Origin of the sequence: Buttiauxella cochleicola, from assembly GCF_021282435.1 — a bacterium.
Classification (GTDB): domain Bacteria; phylum Pseudomonadota; class Gammaproteobacteria; order Enterobacterales; family Enterobacteriaceae; genus Buttiauxella; species Buttiauxella massiliensis.
The window spans coordinates 1-20,185 of record NZ_JAJSOT010000009.1 but is presented as its reverse complement, the minus strand read 5'-3'; the positions used below and the strand labels follow the sequence as shown (position 1 = coordinate 20,185).

Annotated in this window: 7 protein-coding genes; 5 read left to right on the top strand and 2 right to left on the bottom strand. The window is 49.9% G+C overall.

The genetic code is table 11. From position 1 onward, the window contains the following. Positions 1-142 precede the first annotated feature (142 nt). The 5 genes from LVQ77_RS22405 to lapD all read left to right on the top strand — a co-directional run bounded on the left by LVQ77_RS22405 (position 143) and on the right by lapD (position 6,782). On the top strand, positions 143-2,338 hold the full coding sequence (locus LVQ77_RS22405) for a putative bifunctional diguanylate cyclase/phosphodiesterase (RefSeq protein WP_232865790.1): 2,196 nt from the start codon (positions 143-145) through the stop codon (positions 2,336-2,338). Continuing rightward, positions 2,328-3,242 (top strand): transporter substrate-binding domain-containing protein, encoded by a 915-nt coding sequence (locus LVQ77_RS18390; RefSeq protein ID WP_232865791.1) that lies wholly within the window; start codon positions 2,328-2,330, stop codon positions 3,240-3,242. Before LVQ77_RS22405 ends, LVQ77_RS18390 begins: the two co-directional genes overlap by 11 nt. A 1-nt stretch (position 3,243) precedes the next feature. Then, positions 3,244-4,110, top strand: coding sequence for an amino acid ABC transporter substrate-binding protein (locus LVQ77_RS18385; protein ID WP_232905185.1), 867 nt, complete (start codon positions 3,244-3,246; stop codon positions 4,108-4,110). Positions 4,111-4,192: 82 nt separating this feature from the next. Continuing rightward, the gene (lapG, locus tag LVQ77_RS18380) at positions 4,193-4,831 is read left to right on the top strand and encodes a cysteine protease LapG (RefSeq protein ID WP_232905255.1); all 639 of its coding nucleotides are present in this window, start codon (positions 4,193-4,195) and stop codon (positions 4,829-4,831) included. Between the two features lie 10 nt (positions 4,832-4,841). After that, complete coding sequence (gene lapD / locus LVQ77_RS18375) at positions 4,842-6,782, top strand: cyclic di-GMP receptor LapD (RefSeq protein ID WP_232905184.1); 1,941 nt, start codon at positions 4,842-4,844, stop codon at positions 6,780-6,782. A gap of 268 nt (positions 6,783-7,050) precedes the next feature. On the opposite strand, the gene LVQ77_RS18370 is transcribed toward lapD, so the two are convergent. Beyond that, positions 7,051-7,401, bottom strand: coding sequence for a tryptophan synthase subunit beta (locus LVQ77_RS18370; protein ID WP_232865794.1), 351 nt, complete (start codon positions 7,399-7,401; stop codon positions 7,051-7,053). A gap of 59 nt (positions 7,402-7,460) precedes the next feature. Then, positions 7,461-20,174, bottom strand: a complete 12,714-nt coding sequence (locus LVQ77_RS18365; RefSeq protein ID WP_232905183.1) for an Ig-like domain-containing protein — start codon at positions 20,172-20,174, stop codon at positions 7,461-7,463. Positions 20,175-20,185 lie beyond the last annotated feature (11 nt).

The window sequence follows — 20,185 nt, the reverse complement described above, 5'->3', positions numbered from 1 at the left end:
AGTTCATTATTGTTGACGCAACGTCTGACACACTTCATAAAAAAACTCACATAAAAGCAACAACCAGACAATATATAGCAATGAGTTAATACCAAATCTTTAATTCATGAGTCATTCGCGTTCATTAGGATACTAACAATCTGTGGCTAAAAATTTTTTCGCGCTTAAAAGCGTAAAAGGTTGGCACCATTCTATCGCGGGGAAAGTCACCCAATTCTTATTGGCTGGAGTTCTGATTGCGTTTGGTGCGGGTGCATGTGCTGGTTGGGGCCTGATTGATAGTTTCTCGTACCAGCAATGGGTTCACCAGGCTGAAGCGAATGCTCAGATAATGACTTACATTGTCCGTAACGTGTACACCAATGTTGCTGTAGGAACGAGCCCTACGGGGCAAATCACGCGAATTGTCTCGGAGCACAAACTCGGTGATCCGGACTCTGTCATCCAGACCGGTTATAACCCAGTCGATGTGCTAGCGCTCGCCTCAGTACAAACCCGCAATCCAACATGGCTTTTCCTTTATACGCCGGAAAAAGGCTTTCAGGGCATCAGCAATAATTCGGAATCACCAGAATCAAAAATCACCTTCAAAGGGCAAAGAGCCACAGACGTTCTGGTGAACTATTACATTGGCTTTGCCACTATTAATGGAAAAGAGTGCTTTATTAGCGCCGTTCCGATCCTTGCGCCATCAGGTGAAATACTTGGCAGCTTAATCAGCAGTATTGGTAATAAAAGCCAATTGTATGCGGCTTATGACGCCATGCTGAAGAAGACCTTTGTCATTCTGGCATTGATTTTATTGTGCACTCTGGCGCTTGTGACCATCTTTATGCGCCGCCTGTTCCGCCCGGTACCCGTGCTTATAAACTCATTGACCCGCATTGCACACGAACAGACCGATCTGATTACTCCATACCTGGACCAGGATGACGAAATCGGGAGGCTTGCTTCAGCAATTGAAAAACTGCGCGTAGCGATGGTCGAACGAGATTACCTGCAAAAAATGCAGGAGATGTCGCAAAAAATGGAATACATGGCTCACCATGATTCCCTGACCGGCTTCCCGAACCGCGCCTCCTTTAGCCAGGCTCTTGATAAGTGCATCCGCGAAGTGAATCAGAACGGGCAACTATTCAACCTTCTGCTTATTGACCTTGATAACTTTAAACCGGTAAACGATACCTTCGGCCACTCGGCAGGGGATGAAGTACTTATTGGCGTGGCGCAACGTCTATCACTGCTGTTAGGGCCAATGGATTTTGCTGCCCGCTTGGGCGGTGATGAGTTCGCAATTCTGCAAAGCGTGAAGTCTGACAATAATCAGGAAGCCGCCGCGCTGTCGCAAAAAATTGTCCGTGCATTAAGCATTCCATTTACCTACGGCACCAACTCTTTTGCGATCAGTTGCAGCGTCGGTATTGTCACGGCCCCTTCTCAGGGTAATAGCGCGACAACATTAATGATTAATGCCGATTTGGCCTTGTATGCCTCAAAACACAGTGGCCGTGGCTGCTACCACTTCTTTGAAGATGGCATGATGATGAAGCACACCAACAGTGTGTTTGTGAACCAGGAAATCATTAATAGCATCGATAACAATGAGTTTGTGCTGCACTACCAGCCGATTGTCGATTTGGAAAATGAAACTGTTTGTGGTTATGAATCGCTTATTCGTTGGAATCATCCAACCAAAGGTCTGATATACCCTGATTACTTCATTAATATTGCTGAAGAATCAGGTCTGATTATCCGCCTGGGCGAGTGGATTATTCGCCAATCGTGTATGGCTGCGGCCAAATGGCCCGAATCAATAAAAGTTGCGGTCAATATTTCGGCCTATCAACTTCATAGCCCAGGCTTGCTGGATATTATTGTTGATGCGCTGAAACAAAGTGGGCTTTCGGCAAACCGCCTTGAAATCGAAGTCACTGAATCCGAAAAACTGGATCAGTCTATCGCATTACCCGTCTTTAATAGCATTCGCGAGATGGGCATCTCAATTGCAATGGATGACCTTGGTACCGGGTACGCAGCATTGGATTACCTGCTTATTTATCCATTCACGCGCATAAAAATCGCCCGCACACTGATTATGAAACTGGAACAAGAAAGTGCCAGTCAATATCTGGTCGTGATGCTGATTCAGTTTGCCCAGAAATATGGCATGAGTGTGACGGCTGAAGGTGTCGAAACCGAACAGCAGCGGACTATTTTACGACGTATTTCCTGCCAAAACGTACAAGGGTACTATTACAGTCGACCGTTGCCAGAAAAAGATCTGGAGCCAACCTTTGGTAATAAAGTCATTGATGGCGAGGTTTGCAATGCTGAATAAGCCATGGTTTTGTAAAAACTCGTATCTGGCCATTGCTCTATTACTTTTGATAAGCCCGCTGTGCCGGGCGCATAACATTCATAGTAAACCAACCCTGGACAGGATAGCCGAGACAAAAACCATCACGCTCGGCTATCAAGATGATGCTTTCCCATTTTCGTATGTTGAGTCCCAGCATCCAGCGGGTTACTCCATAGATATTTGTAATAAAATCGTTGATGCACTTAAAGTAAAATTAAAACTAAAAGATCTGAAAGTTCGCTGGGTCAAAAGTAGCACTGCCTCACAATTTGTTTTAATCAAAAACCACGCGACAGATATGATGTGCATTCCGGCATTTTATTCAGAGTTACGCCACCAACAAGCAGAATTTACCCTCCCCTTCTTCTTTTCCAGCACACGCTTTATCACACGAAAAAATAATCACACCGACACAATCGAAGATTTAGCCGGCCACAGTGTGCTAGTGAAAAGTGGCACAATCTATGTTGAGCAACTGCATCAACTTAATAATGTGAACGAACTCAACCTCAATATAGAGCTAGAAAATAATAACAATGCAGCTTTTCAGAGCCTTGAATCGGGGGAATTACCTGCATTAATTTCAAGCTACGTGCTACTTAAAGGTATGATGACCCAATCCCCTAATCCTGATGAGTTCGAAATATCGGATGAGGTGTTTAGCCAGCCGATACCTGCAGGCTTGCTCCTGCCGTTAAATGACCGGGAATTTAAAAACTTTATCGATGATGCCATGCGTTCAATTCTCATCAGTAAAGACTTTCCGCGTTTTTATCAACACTGGTTTATGTCCCCCATACCGCCTAAGTCGATAAATCTCAATATTCCCATGTCAGATGCGCTAAAAGCATTAATTGTATCAACATCAACCCATGCGAACTAAAATGAAAAATTCATTTAATCTTAAGATTAAGTATCTGTTCAGCGCGTTGATCTTGTTACCATTTTCCATGGTATCCCAGCAACTATCCGCAGAACAAAAATCGGTTACGCTGGATCATATTAAATCGAGCAGTACCATAAACATAGGCTATCGCCAGCTTGAGCCGTTTTCATTCCGCGATAGCGATGGCAAAGTCACGGGGTACACCATTGAACTGTGTAATATGATTGCTGATCAATTACGAGTAAGTCTGGGTATCAAAAAACTTGCTATTCATTATATTCCCATTTTATTTACCGAGCGTGTCTCTGCACTAAACTCCAGTAAGATTGATTTAGATTGCAGCGTTAACACTGTTGCACCTGAGCGCCAAAACAGCGTCTCTTTTTCGGTTGATTACTTTGTTGCAAACATGCGAATCATCTCCCTCCGCACTAATAATATTAAATCTCTTAATGATTTAAAAGGCAGAGCCATTGCTGTGCCGCGCGGCTCTAAAGACCTATTAGAACTGAACAAGATTAATCGCGAAAAAAATCTTAGCCTTTCGATTGTGACTTCAGATACTGTGGAAGATGCCTTCGATATGATGATGCAAAAACGTACAGCCGCATTAATATTGGATGATATTGTGGCTTATCCGTATATCAACCAAAGTGAACACCCTGAAGAGTTCACCGTTTCGTCTGAGGTTGTTGGTGATAAAATGAAATATGCCCTTATGATGAGAAAAGAAGACCCACTGTTTGTGGCTTTTGTCGACAAAACACTGGGCCAAATATTCGAATCGCCACTCAATGCTCAACTAACCAGTAAATGGCTGGCGCAAAAAGTGGTCATGAAAAACACACAGAACACCCAATATTAAGCGCCTCTATGTGGACGTGTAATTGAACTCAGTCAGGAAATTTTTGCATACCAGACTCGCTACGCATTTCATATTTTCTGGCATGCTGTTGTTGTTATTGGCGGGAAGCTCGCTACGTGCTGCCTGGGATTTCACCACCATTCAACAACGCACCGACAAACTGTATGGCCCTGCACCTATTGACGCCGGGCAGCGAATTGATGACTGGCAGCAGTTGCTGCTTGAGCAGCGAAACAAAAGTGAGTCTGAACAATTAAGTGCGGTGAACCACTTTTTTAACCAGAAGCTGCACTATCGTGAAGATATTGATATCTGGCACGTAATTGACTACTGGGCGACACCGATAGAATCCCTTCGAAAAGGGGAGGCAGATTGCGAAGACTACGCCATCGCTAAATATTTCACATTACGTCAGCTAGGTGTTTCAGGAGAAAAGCTGCGTATTACCTACGTTAAAGCCTTACGTCTTGATAAAGCACATATGGTATTAACCTGGTACGAAACACCCGATGCAATACCGATAGTACTTGATAGTTTGACGGATAACATTTTACCTGCAACCAAGCGTACGGATTTATTACCTGTGTATTCCTTCAATGATAACGGTCTGTGGTTACCAGGAAGTCAGAATAATAAACGTGTCGGGGATAGTAAGCGCCTTTCTCGCTGGCAGGATGTGTTGAAAAAAATGCGGGAAGAGGGTTTCCCAATTGATGAATAGGAAATAGCCTGTGTCTCTTTTCAAACAGCTTCTTATAGCTATCTTTCTTTTTATGCTGATTATATTCAGCGGCAGTTTTATTGTTAATCTCGAAAGTTCTCGAGAGCAGTACAATAATCAGCTGCTTTCACATGCGCAGGATGCTGCAACCGCACTGGGCCTATCACTCACTCCGCACGTTGACGATCCCGCGATGATCGAACTGATGGTCAGCTCGATTTTTGATAGCGGTTATTACGATGCTATCCGTGTTATCGATCAAGCTAGCGGCAAAACTATTCTTGAGCGCACCGCCTCTTTGTCCGTACCTGAGGTTCCAGCCTGGTTTGTCTCGTTGGTCAATGTCTCTCCGCAACCCGCAGAAGCAACCATTATGCGCGGCTGGCAACAAGCAGCCCGTGTTGAGGTGATAAGCAACCCAGTGTTTGCGATTAAGCGTTTGTGGCAAAGCACGCTGGCGAACCTTCTGTGGATGCTGGCCTGTAGCGTCGTGTGTATTCTGGCAGGTGCTGCACTATTACGCCGCCAGTTACGCCCGCTCAATTACATGGTTAAACAATCGCAAGCTATTACTCGTCGTGAATATCTGACTCAGATCGACTTACCGAAAACCCCAGAACTGCGCCGTGTAGTTGAAGCCATGAACCTGATGGTCACCAAACTCAAAACGCTATTTGAAGATCAAGCTGAGCACAGTGAACGCCTGCACAATGAAGCCTATATCGACAGCCAGACAGGTATTGCTAACCGCCGTGCTTTCGATATGCAGATGCAAACACGTTTAAGCGACGAAGAAACCGCATCAGGATATTTACTGTTACTGCGTATTCAGGATCTGGGTGGCTTGAACCAACGTTTTGGCGGCCCGCATACTGACAACCTGCTCAAACATGTTGCCGATATGATGAATGTGGTGAGAAACCAATACGCCGGTTCAGACAGTATTCTTGCGCGTATCCGTGGTGGTGAATTCGCCCTGCTCTGCCCGGGTGTCACACATAATGAAATGCTGAATTTGCAAAACTCGCTCAATCAGCAGCTTGCCGCATTCTATGCCACCGGTATGTCTGACATGAACCCTGTCGCACATACAGGAATGGTGCCGTTTAGCTACGGCGATTCAGCGCAGTCGCTGATTGTTCAGGCTGACCGCGCGCTGACGGAATCAGAAACGCATACCACGCATCAGACTAACTTCCTGCCTGTGGTACAAACTGACGCAGCCCTGGAAGACCAACATCTGTGGTTTACTCGCCTTGAAAATGCGTTGAGTAAAGAGCAGTTCCAGTTATTCTTCCAGCCGGTTGTCGATTGTAAAAATACACAGAAAATTATTCATTACAAAGTGTTGTCGCGCATCGTGGATGAAAACGGCAACAGCATTACCGCCGGCCGCTTCCTGCCATGGATTCACCGCTTTGGCTGGAGCCAACGTCTTGACCAGGTGATGTTGAGCCTGACCCTGAAGCAGTTGAAAAGCTACCCAGGCTATCTGGCGCTCAGCTTGTCCGGAAATTCACTGGCGAATGAAGCGAGTATCAAACAGCTCCTCAGCCCACTGAAGCAAAGCCCGCAGCTTGCCAACCGCTTAATTCTGGAGCTGGATGAAAACCAGTTGCCAGAACCTGAGCAGATGGAAGTATTTATCAAGTCGCTAAATCATTATGGCTGTGGCCTGGGCCTGCAACACTTCGGTAGTCGCTTCGATATGATTGGCCACCTGTCACAATGGGGCCTGGCTTATCTGAAAATCGACTCCAGCTACATCCGCCATATTGATATTGAAAACGATAAGCGCTTGTTTATTGACGTGTTACACGGTGCGACAAACAACATTGATCTGCCATTGATTGCCGAGCGAGTAGAAACCGAAGGTGAACTGCGAGTGCTGCAAGAGGTGGGGATTTACGGTGCTATGGGGCAGTTGTTAGGTGAACCAGCTCCGTTTTAAGCAGTAAAAAATGGTGGATGACGCTTCGCTTATCCACCCTACAAACCATTAAACGCGTTCACTAATGCGTAGCCTAAATAGTTCGAGTTGCATCAAGGCGGCAAGAGAGCAACAAATTTGTCTGGAACAAATTTGAACGCTGCTTGCAGCGTCCCCAAAGGGGTAAGGCCCATGGATGGGCCGCATAATCCCCAGGAGCTTACAAAAGTAAGTGACTGGGGTTTGTGAACGCAGTCAACGCAGAAGCAGCTCGAAATATGACGGCTATTTAGAAGATGCCCTGGTCGTCAGAGTTTAATAAATCCTCTAACCCACCTAATCCCTGGCGCGCCTGCGCACGATTCATCAGCTTAACCTGTGCCATTGCTGGCAAATCAGTAATGGTTATCACACCTTTTTGAATCAGCAAAAAAATCAGATCGTCCAGAACGCGGACCATTTCCAGGTCGCTTCGCTGAAGCAACTCTCGATTCTGTAAAGTCCCATCAACCACATCACGGGCGCTGTTCCAGGCTGCAATCTCCGGAGTCTGTGAGAAAATCTCACCCGTCATGCCGCTAAACGGCTCGCTTTCAACCCGCGTTAACTGGCCTTCTTCATTACGTTGAACGTAATACATTTTCGATACCTTTTAAGTGCATGTGATATCACCGCCCGGTAAAGGGCGGTAACTCTCAATTATGAGTGGAACTGCTCAGGCTTTGGGATTAAGTGATCCAGTGAATGGGTTGCAGACCCAGCTGAGTCATAGCTGGCATGATGTGCATCACCAGCATGTCCTGGAACCGCCGGCGCAGGAGAGACCGCATCGGTAGCTCCCCCCTTGCCGTGTTGTGGTGCCTCAACAACCTTAATCATCTGCGCAATATCCGTGACTTCGTGCAGCTCATGAGCCAAATCACTGAGATCAACTTTGTCGAAATGGGCACTATCTTTGCCAGTAAACACCTTCAGTCCTTCATCGCCGTGATGACCTTTCGAATCATGGGCAAGATTAAAGGAGAACGAGTCATTGTCATCGCCAAACAAGTTACTTAATCCATGATCGTGAGAAGGTGCATTAGCAGCATGGAGTGATTTGTCACTACCATCAACATCATGCTTTCCACGATGGGATGGATCATCCATCGTAATATCAGCCTTTTGATGGAACACGTTGGTGTTGCCATGCTCATCGTGAGCAGCAACGGAAACATCCACGTTATTTTTACCAGCATGAAGTTCGGCGGTATTTACCGGAATGTCGTAGGTCAAGTGCCCATTATCTTCGTGCAATGTCACGTCATAATGTTTGCCATTGATAGTGGCGTTCATATGATCGTTGGCATTTACATCAGAACTATCAACCTGGCCGGTAATATGAGTCACATGATGATGCGCTTCATGCGAGTCTATGTGGTTATCACCTGTCACTTTATCGATAGTGATCTTAGCGTCAGCGTGGGTATCCACCAGTACATCATGTGAGTCATGAACGGTGATTGCGTTACCAGCTTTATCCGTCGCAGAGACGCTCACATCAAAGGTATTTTTCCCTTCGTGCAAGTACCCTTTGTCTACATGAATGTCGTAACCCAGATGGCCATTAATTACTTTAATCTCACCGGTGAACGACTTGCCGTTGACAGTCACTGTCACTTCATTGCCCAGTTGTGCATCGACATCCCTGCCAACCGTGCCGGTGACAGAAACATGGTCAGACTCTGCGGCATTGATAACATTGTTGCCTGACACCGTGTCCAGGGTGATGGTGGCGTTGAGATGGGTATCCATCAGCACTTCATGACCAGCATGAACGGTGATGTCGTTTCCGGCACCGTCAGTCGATTTGATACTCACATCAAAGGTGTTGCTCCCTTCGTGCAGGTATCCTTTATCCACATGAATGTCGTAACCCGGATGACCATTAATATCCTGAACCACACCCGTGAACGACTTGCCGTTCACCGTCACCGTGACTTCATCACCCAGTTTTGCATCTGAATCCGTACTAACCACGCCTTTAACAGAAACATGATCAGACTCTGCGGCATTGATGACATCGTTCCCTGCCACTGGCTCAAGCGTGATGGTGGCACCAAGCTGTGTATCGACATGCACATCGTGCCCGGCATGAACGGTGATTTCGTTTCCGGTACCGTCAGTCGCTTTGATACTCACATCAAAGGTATTTGTCCCTTCGTGCAGGTATCCTTTATCCACATGAATGTCGTAACCCGGATGCCCATTAATATCCTGGACCACACCCGTGAACGACTTGCCGTTCACCGTCACCGTGACTTCATCACCCAGCTTCGCATCGGAATCCGTACCCACCGTGCCGGTCACCGAAACATGGTCAGCAGCGGCGGCGTTGATGACATCGTTCGCCGCAACCGGCTCGAGCGTGATGGTGGCACCAAGCTGCGTATCCACATGCACATCGTGTGAGTCATGTACGGTGATTGCGTTACCGGCAGCATCTGTCGCAGAGACGCTCACATCAAAGGTGTTTGTCCCTTCGTGCAGGTACCCTTTGTCCACATGAATGTCGTAACCCGGATGACCATTAATATCCTGAACCACACCCGTGAACGACTTGCCGTTGACCGTCACCGTGACTTCATCACCCAGCTTCGCATCGGAATCCGTACTAACCACACCTTTAACCGAAACATGGTCAGCAGCGGCGGCGTTGATGACATCGTTCGCCGCAACCGGCTCGAGCGTGATGGTGGCACCAATCTGTGTATCCACATGCACATCGTGTGAGTCATGAACGGTGATTGCGTTACCGGCAGCATCCGTCGCAGAGACGCTCACATCAAAGGTATTTGTCCCTTCTTGCAGGTACCCTTTGTCTACCGGAATGTCGTAACCCAGATGGCCATTAATATCCTGAACCACACCCGTGAACGACTTGCCGTTCACCGTCACTGTGACTTCATCACCCAGCTTCGCATCGGAATCCGTACTAACCACACCTTTAACCGAAACATGGTCAGCAGCGGCGGCGTTGATGACATCGTTCGCCGCAACCGGCTCGAGCGTGATGGTGGCACCAAGCTGCGTATCCACATGCACATCGTGTGAGTCATGTACGGTGATTGCGTTACCGGCAGCATCTGTCGCAGAGACGCTCACATCAAAGGTGTTTGTCCCTTCGTGCAGGTATCCTTTGTCTACCGGAATGTCGTAACCCAGATGGCCATTAATTACTTTAATCTCACCGGTGAACGACTTGCCGTTGACCGTCACTGTCACATCATTGCCCAGTTGTGCATCGACATCCCTGCCAACCGTGCCGGTGACAGAAACATGGTCAGACTCTGCAGCATTGATGACATTGTTTCCAGCCACCGTGTCCAGAGTGATGGAGGCGTTGAGTTGCGTATCCATCAGCACCTCATGTCCCGCATGAACAGTGATTTCGTTTCCAGCACCATCCGTTGCTTTGATACTCACATCAAAGGTGTTGCTCCCTTCGTGCAGATACCCTTTATCCACATGAATGTCGTAACCCGGATGACCATTAATATCCTGAACCACACCCGTGAACGACTTGCCGTTCACCGTCACTGTGACTTCATCACCCAGCTTCGCATCGGAATCCGTACTAACCACGCCTTTAACAGAAACAGAGTCAGACTCTGCGGCATTGATAACATCGTTGCCTGCTACCGGATCAAGAGTGATAGAAGCATGAATTTGTGTATCAAGCGTAATGGTGTGGGTATCAGTTGAAGTTGCGATGTTACCCGGAGCATCATGACCCGTTACTGTCACAACAACGGTATTATCCCCTTCATGTAACACGCTGGTCGAAACAGGAATTTCGTAGGTCAGCTTACCATTAACCTCGGCGACAACGCCGCCAGGTACAGACACACCGTTGACTGTCAAAGTAACCGGGTCGCCCGCATGTGCATCCCCCGTCACGACCCCAGTGACCAGAGTGGTACCCGCATCATGCTCGACAATATTCACTTTATCGTCACCCGAAATGGTGCCGATATTGATTTTGTTTGAAGCAACCTGATCAATGGTAACGGTGTTTTCTCCGGTGATAGTCACCGTGTTACCCACCTCATCAACACCGGTTACTGAATAAGTAATTTTCTGGTCCTGAAGGAGGTCAACTGTGTCGACCTGAATCGTAAAGGCTAAGCTACCGCCCCCAGTTTCATGAAGAGTCGCGGGAATGGTATTGCCATTAACAGTCACCATCACATTGTCGCCAGCATGAACATCGCCCCTGACCGTACCGGTAATTTCGGTTTTGGGCTGATTGCTTTCGACGGCATTCAGTACGTTGTCGCCTGAAACATTATTGATATTTAGGCTGACATTCGCATGGTCATCAATTGTCAGCAACTTATCACTATGCGCTTCGAAACTGTTATGCGCGCCATCTTCCCCACTGACCGAGACATGAATATTTGGATTGGCTTGCAGATCGGAAGTATTAACTTGAGCGACGTAGCCCAATTGGCCGTTCATATTTGGCAACTCAATGACGGTGACTTGAGTCGGTACATGGTTGACTGTAATGGTTACTACATCACCTTTAGCCGCATCACCACCCACCACACCGCTCACTTCAGTTTTACCTGACTGAAGATCCTTCGCGCTGAGGATATTGTCACCCGAAACCGTGTTAATTGTGACGGTAGCGCCGGCGCTGGTATCAACACTAACACCGTGGGTCTCTTGTGTGGTGATGACGTTCCCCGCTGCATCATGGCCTGTGACTTCGGCAGTTACCGACTTGCCTTGCATCAGATCGCTGGTCAAAACATCAACCTTGTAGTTGAGGTTTTGATCCACTTCGATATTTGTATATTGATGCCCGTTAACCGTCAGCGTGACATGATCGCCAGGATTTACATCACCTGAAACCTTGCCGGTGACGGCAGTGGTAGCATTTTTGCTCTCGTTCAAGTTGATGATGTTGTCATCAGTGATGTTATCGACGGTGATATGAGCTGAAACTTCGGTGTCAACGGCAACAGTTTTGCCGTCCGTAACCGTAATAGCGTTACCGTGCTCATCACGTCCAGTCACACTCACGCTGACATTCGGATCCTGACGCAGATCGTCAATGCTCACTTCCTGGCTAAATACCAATTTATGAGTGGTCAGATCTTCGCTTACCTGAGTCGTAATTTGGTGGTTGTTAACCATCAGAGTTACGTTACTACCGGCATGTATATTATCGCCAGATACTGTTCCGCTGATGGTGGTCGTCCCACCTTGCGACTCCACAATATTAATCGTGTTATCACCCGCAATATCATTTAGATGAATTTGGGCGGAGACGTCGGTATCAAAAATAACCATGCCCTCAGCGTGGCTTGTTCCACCGAACATAGTGACGCTGAAGCCTGGGTGGTTCTGGAGCTCATCGGTATCAACCTTAATTGCATAACCATACTCTCCAGGAAGATTAGGGCGCTCGAAGACTTCACCGTGATAAGGCCGGGTTCCGAGATAGATAATGACCTGGTCACCTACATGTACATCGCCTGATACGGTTCCGCGAATCACTGTCTGACCATTGTCAGATTTAGATTCAGTGTTGTTTATCCAGTTGTCGCCTGCGACCGGACTCACGGTAATGTTAACGTGAGGCACCGTCGGCGTAGTGGTGTGACCATTGTTGCCATCATGTGGAGGCGTAGTCGTATTGCCATGGTTAGGGTCGGTAACAACGGTAGGCGGCCACGGCAGGTTGGCATGCATGTGATCGCTGGCCGTTTCGGTATTACCGTATCTGTCTGTGGTAGTAATCTTGACGGTAATGTCGGCATTGGCATCTAAATCATGAGGGTTGATATACGCCTTTCCACCCGTCGTCGGGTCAATTAAGTGGTCGCCATTGAACACGAGATGACCAAGATTATCTTTAATGACATGCGTATTGTAAGTTTTACCGCCAGCAGTAATTTCTATCAGATCGCCTTCTTTAGCATCACCGCCAACCGTTCCTTCCATGATCCAAAAATCGTGGGAGCTATTTAATTCTAAAGATCCCGGAGTTATATGAATTTCAGCATCAGCTCGCGTATCGATATTCACCACACGGTCAAAGTCTGCCCTAATGGTATTCCCGGCTGCATCTGAGCCTGTCACCTCAGCATGAATAACCGGTTTACTGCCACCGGAGATCAAATCATCGGTACTGACGTCAATGCTATAACCCAGACCATTAGATTGATTGCTTACGGCACCATAATAATGTTGGCCATTTACAGTGAGATCAACGACATCGCCGAGGTGAACGTCACCAGTAACGTGCCCAGTAATAGTGGTATGCGGTAAGTGCGCCTCTGCATTGTTGATTGTGTTGTCATCAGTAACACGATCAATGGTGACGGTTGCAGACGCATGGTCATCGCTAGAAACATCACGCGTCGCACCCACCGTCGCAGTATTACCCGCTGCATCATCCATGGAGATGGTTGCCGTGATATGAGGATTATGCACCAGACCTTGAGTCGGCACTTCCAGGGTGTAACCCAAACCACCTCCGAGGAATGTCTGCGGCCCTACTGTGGCATGATAAACCACGCCATCAACAGTCACATCGACGATATCCCCGTCTGTCACTTCACCACCGACGCGACCATTGATTATCGTGTTCGGAGATTGTTGATCGAGTCCATTTAGCACATCGTCACCCGAAACAATATTAATCGTCACGGACGCTTCAGCATGGTCGTCTATGCCAACGTTGTGATCGGCTGTGGCAACAGTGTGGTTTTTTGCCGTATCGGTAACGTCGATACTGGCGTGGATATTTGGATTTGCCTGGATATCAGTAGTGACCACCGGGATGTGATAACCCATGATGACTTTGCCCTGATCATCGACACCAAGGTTTTCCACAACTCCATTATAGGTGTGATTATTCACCTTCAGAGTCAGTGGATCACCAGGCTGCATTTCACCTGTAACCTTACCACTCACCAGTGTGTAGCCATGCTTCAGTTCGTCGCCGTTAAGAGTATTATCGGCAGTCACATTATCAACGGAGATAGTGGCTTCAACCTTAGTATCAACAACGATATCCTGCTTCGCTTCTGCTGATGCTCTGTTATTAGCCTCATCAGTAACGGTTACCGTTGCGGTGAAGCTTGGATCCGCCATCAGATCATGGGTACTGACCTCTTTGGTCCACACCAGGTGACCACTGCTGTCGCGAGTCACTTTTGCCGTCAGATCCATGTTGTTAATGTGCAGAGTAACCAGATCGCCTTCTTTAGCATCACCGCCTACAGTTCCTGAAACCGTAGTGAAATCATGCTGCGACTCTTCACCGTTGATCATGTTGTCGCCGGTCACTTTATTGATAGTGATGCTCGCTTCGGCTTGTAGATCAACCTTTAAGTCTGTCGTGACCTCTGCTGGCTGGTAGTTTAAGGCGCCATCATGACCGACAATATGTGCCGTCACCTTCGGATCGGCCATAATGTCCCGAGTACTGACATCCACGCTGTAACCCAGCGCGCCATGGAGATGCGGCTGGTGCTCAACGGTCGTTTCATAAGTATTGTTATTCACCGTTATGAGAACTTTGTCGCCCTCATGCACATCTTCACCGCTCACCGTACCGCTGACTTTAGTGGTGTGCTGCTGTTTGGATTCCTGCTGGTTGATAATGTTATCGCCGGACACGGTATCCATAGTGATATGTGCTTCGGCGTGGTTATCCAGAATAACTGTGTGATCGGTGCTCACGGTGACCACGTTGTGCAATTCATCGTGCGAGGTGACCGATACGGTAAAGTTGACTTTACCGTCGACTTTGCCTTGGTTATCGCTAAACGCAGTGGAATCAACCGGGATCTGGTAGCCCAGTTTGCCGCCTAAATCGATAACGTTGCCGCTAAAGTGGTGATTGTTAATATCGATATTCACCACATCGCCCACTCTGGCATCGCCGCCAACCACACCAGTTATCAGCTGACTATGGGTATCCAGTTCGTCATGGTTAAGAACGTTATCTTCGGTGACCTTATCAATTGAGATACTGGCATCCGCGTGGGTATCGACCGCGATATCGTGCGTGTGTGAAGTAGTGACCACGTTACCGACTAAATCGTGGCTGGTGATAGACACTTTAACCGTGTCGAGACCCTCATAAAGCCCGCCTGGTGGCACTGGCACTGAGTAAAACAGATGCCCGTTAGAATCAACTTGAACGTTGCCTGAATAATCATGATGTACTTCCTTACCGGAAGCATCAACACTCGACACTCGGACTGATACTGCATCGCCAGCTTTTGCATCATCGCCCGTGACGGCACCACGAATAATGACATTCTTATCGGATTCAGCTTTGCTGACCCAGTCTTCGCCCGCCACGGTATCAATGGTTAAATCATTGACGGCGAAGTTATCGACATGAACGGTGTGTTCAACAACGTTAATCGCTTCGTTACCCGCCGCGTCATGGGAAATGACTTTAGCAGTGAACGTCACATCTTTTTCAACCTGCCCTTTGTTATCACTGAACTCCACAGACGGAACCGGAATCTGATAACCCAGGTGGCCATTAATCACTTCAACGTGGCCGACATAATAATGGTGGTTAATTTCAATAGTGACTTCATCGCCAGCTTTCGCATCACCGCCCACAAGGCCAGTGATGGTCTGGTGGGTTTTATGGACATGGCCCAACTCACTGTGAGTCAGAACGTTATCTTGAGTGACACCATCTATTGAGACGGTATTTTCAGCGTGCGTATCAACCGTGACAGTTTTTTGATGTTCAGTAACTGCCTCGTTCCCCAGCTTATCGTGGCTGGTTAATTTCACATGAACATCGTTGGTGCCTTCATGCAATTGGCTCGATGGCACCGCCACGTTGTAATACAGATGGCCTGGGTTGCCGACCACTTTGCCTGTATAGGTCTGACCATTTACGCTAACTTCAACCGGATCTCCCGCTTTTGCATCACCGCTCGCAGTACCGCTGATAAACGTTGGCATGCGCGACTCAGTCATGTTGATGACGTTATCGTCTGCGACTGCACCAATGGTGAAACCATTGGTCGCGAAGTTATCAACATGAACGGTGTGCGTGGTGGTCTGGGTGACTTCGTTGTTTACCGCATCGTGTGATGTCACAGACGCCGTAAATGTCACATCCTTATTAATGTGAGCGTTATTGTCGCCGAATGCCGAGGAATCTACTGGAATCTGGTAACCCAGCTTGCCGCCGCCTAAATCGATAACTTTCCCACCAAAATGGTTGCCATTGATTTCAATAGAAACTTTATCGCCCACTCTCGCATCACCACCCACTTCTCCGGTGATCAACTGTTTCGGCGTTTCCAGTTCAGCATGACTCAGTTTGTTATCTTCGGTAACGCCGTTAACCGTAATCGTCGCTTCAGCGTGCAGGTCGACGGAGAAGTCATGTGTATGGGTGGCAATTGCTGTATTGCCTGCATTGTCTTGACTAGTAATCGTCACCTGCGCGTGGGTATCGCCCTCAACCAGTGTGTCGCGCGGGATGGCGACGTCATAGTATAGGTGGCCTTGTGAATCAGCATAAACAGTGCCGCTGAAATGATGCCCCTGCACCATTACATCCACAAGATCTCCTGACTGCGCATCTTTGCCGCTAACCTGGCCCGTGATATGCACGTTTCGCTCAGATTCAGCGTGGTTAACGATGTCATCTCGCGCTACGGTATCGATGGTTAAATCATTGTGCGCATGAGTGTCCAGCACCACCGTTTTGTGCTCAATTGCCGTGGTGGCGTTACCCGCGCTGTCGGTGCCGGTCACCATCACCTGCACGTCATTGCTGCCTTCGGAAAGTGCCGCAGTCGCCACCGGTACGGTATAGCGCAACTGGCCGTTTTCATCGGTCACCGTACCATAGAAATTCTGGCCGTTGACGCTGACCACCACATGGTCGCCTGCCTGCGCATCACCACTGACCACGCCGCTAATCATGGTTGGCATACGGGATTCGGTGGCGTTCACCGTGTCGTCACCGGCCACCGTTTCGATGGTCAGGGCGTTATGCGCCTGCGTGTCCAGCACCACCGTTTTGTGCTCCACTGCCGTGGTGGCGTTACCCGCGCTGTCGGTGCCGGTGACCATCACCTGCACATCGTTACTGCCTTCGGTCAGGGCATTTGTCGGCACCGGAATTTCATAGCGCAGCTGGCCGTTTTCATCGGTCACCACGTCGCCACGGAATTCGTGACCGTTGACGCTGACCACCACATGATCGCCTTCCTGCGCATCACCGGACACCTCACCACTGATAAGTGTTGGCATACGGGATTCGGTGGCGTTCACCGTGTCGTCACCGGCCACCGTTTCGATGGTCAGGGCGTTATGCGCCTGCGTGTCCAGCACCACCGTTTTGTGCTCGACGGCAATCGCGGTGTTACCTGCGCTGTCGGTGCCGGTCACCATCACCTGCACATCGTTACTGCCTTCGGTCAGGGCATTTGTCGGCACCGGAATTTCGTAACGCAACTGGCCGTTTTCATCGGTCACCACGTTGCCACGGAATTCGTGACCGTTGACGCTGACCACCACATGGTCGCCTGCGTGTGCATCCCCGGACACCTCACCGCTGATAAGCGTCGGCATACGGGATTCGGTAGCGTTCACCGTGTCGTCACCGGCCACCGTTTCAATAGTCAGGGCATTATGCGCCTGCGTGTCCAGCACCACCGTTTTGTGCTCGACGGCAATCGCGGTGTTACCCGCGCTGTCGGTGCCGGTCACCATCACCTGCACATCGTTACTGCCTTCGGTCAGGGCATTTGTCGGCACCGGAATTTCATAGCGCAACTGGCCGTTTTCATCGGTCACCACGTCGCCACGGAATTCGTGACCGTTGACGCTGACCACCACATGATCGCCTGCCTGCGCATCACCACTGACCACGCCGCTAATCATGGTTGGCATACGGGATTCGGTGGCGTTCACCGTGTCGTCACCGGCCACCGTTTCAATAGTCAGGGCATTATGCGCCTGCGTGTCCACTACCACCGTTTTGTGCTCGACGGCAATCGCGGTGTTACCCGCGCTGTCGGTGCCGGTCACCATCACCTGCACATCGTTACTGCCTTCGGTCAGGGCATTTGTCGGCACCGGAATTTCATAGCGCAGCTGGCCGTTTTCATCGGTCACCACGTCGCCACGGAATTCGTGACCGTTGACGCTGACCACCACATGATCGCCCGCCTGCGCATCACCGGACACCTCACCGCTGATAAGTGTTGGCATACGGGATTCAGTGGCGTTCACCGTGTCGTCACCGGCCACCGTTTCGATGGTCAGGGCGTTATGCGCCTGCGTGTCCAGCACCACCGTTTTGTGCTCGACGGCAATCGCGGTGTTACCCGCGCTGTCGGTGCCGGTCACCATCACCTGCACATCGTTACTGCCTTCATTCAGCGCATGAGTCGGCACCGGCACTTCATAGCGTAGCTGGCCGTTTTCATCCGCCACCACGTCGCCGCGGTATTCATGGCCGTTCACGCTGACAACGACTCTATCGCCCACCTGCGCATCACCGCTGACCACACCGGAGATCATGGTCGGCATCCGGGACTCGGCGCCATTCACCACATTGTCACCGGCCACGGTCTGGATGATCACATGGTTCTCGGCATGGGTGTCGAGGACCACGTTTTTATGTTCTACCGCAATCGCGGTGTTACCGGACGCGTCAACACCGGTGACCATCACCTGCACATCGTTATTGCCTTCATTCAATGCATGGGTCGGCACCGGCACTTCATAGCGCAGCTGGCCGTTGGCATCCGCCACCACGTCGCCACGGTATTCATGGCCATTCACGCTGACCACCACATGGTCACCTGCGTGCGCATCACCGCTGACCACACCGGAGATCATGGTCGGCATCCGGGACTCGGCGGCATTCACCACATTGTCACCGGCCACGGTCTGGATGATCACATGGTTCTCGGCATGGGTGTCGAGGACCACGTTTTTATGTTCTACCGCAATCGCGGTGTTACCGGATGCATCCACACCGGTGACCATCACCTGCACATCGTTACTGCCTTCATTCAGCGCATGAGTCGGCACCGGCACTTCATAGCGCAGCTGGCCGTTTTCATCCGCCACCACGTCGCCACGGTATTCATGGCCGTTCACGCTGACCACCACATGGTCACCTGCGTGCGCATCACCGCTGACCACGCCGCTAATCATGGTTGGCATGCGGGATTCGTTAGCATTGACGGTATCGTCACCGGCCACCGGCTGGATAATCACGTGGTTCTCGGCATGCGTGTCCAGCACCACGTTTTGGTGCTCAACCACAATCGCGGTGTTACCGGATGCATCCACGCCGGTGACCATCACCTGCACATCGTTATTGCCTTCATTCAATGCATGGGTCGGCACCGGCACTTCATAGCGCAGCTGGCCGTTGGCATCCGCCACCACGTCGCCACGGTATTCATGGCCATTCACGCTGACCACCACATGGTCACCTGCGTGCGCATCACCGCTGACCACACCGGAGATCATGGTCGGCATCCGGGACTCGGCGGCATTCACCACATTGTCACCGGCCACGGTCTGGATGATCACATGGTTCTCGGCATGGGTGTCGAGGACCACGTTTTGGTGCTCAACCGCAATCGCGGTGTTACCGGACGCGTCAACACCGGTGACCATCACCTGCACATCGTTACTGCCTTCGTTCAGTGCATGGGTCGGCACCGGCACTTCATAGCGCAGCTGGCCGTTGGCATCCGCCACCACGTCGCCACGGTATTCATGGCCGTTCACGCTGACAACGACTTTATCGCCCGCCTGCGCATCACCGCTTACCACACCGGAGATCATCGTCGGCATCCGGGACTCGGCGGCATTCACCACATCGTCACCGGCCACCGGCTGGATGATCACGTGGTTCTCGGCATGGGTATCCAGCACCACATTTTTATGCTCGACCGCAATCGCGGTGTTACCGGATGCATCCACACCGGTGACCATCACCTGCACGTCGTTACTGCCTTCGTTCAGTGCCTGGGTTGGCACCGGGATGTTATAGCGCAGCTGGCCGTTTTCATCGGTCACCACGTCGCCACGGAATTCGTGACCGTTGACGCTGACCACCACATGGTCACCTGCGTGCGCATCACCGCTGACCACGCCGCTAATCATGGTTGGCATGCGCGATTCATTAGCATTGACGATGTCGTCACCGGCCACCGGCTGGATGATCACATGGTTCTCGGCATGGGTGTCGAGGACCACGTTTTTATGTTCTACCGCAATCGCTGTGTTACCGGACGCGTCAACACCGGTGACCATCACCTGCACATCGTTACTGCCTTCATTCAGCGCATGAGTCGGCACCGGCACTTCATAGCGCAGCTGGCCGTTGGCATCCGCCACCACGTCGCCAC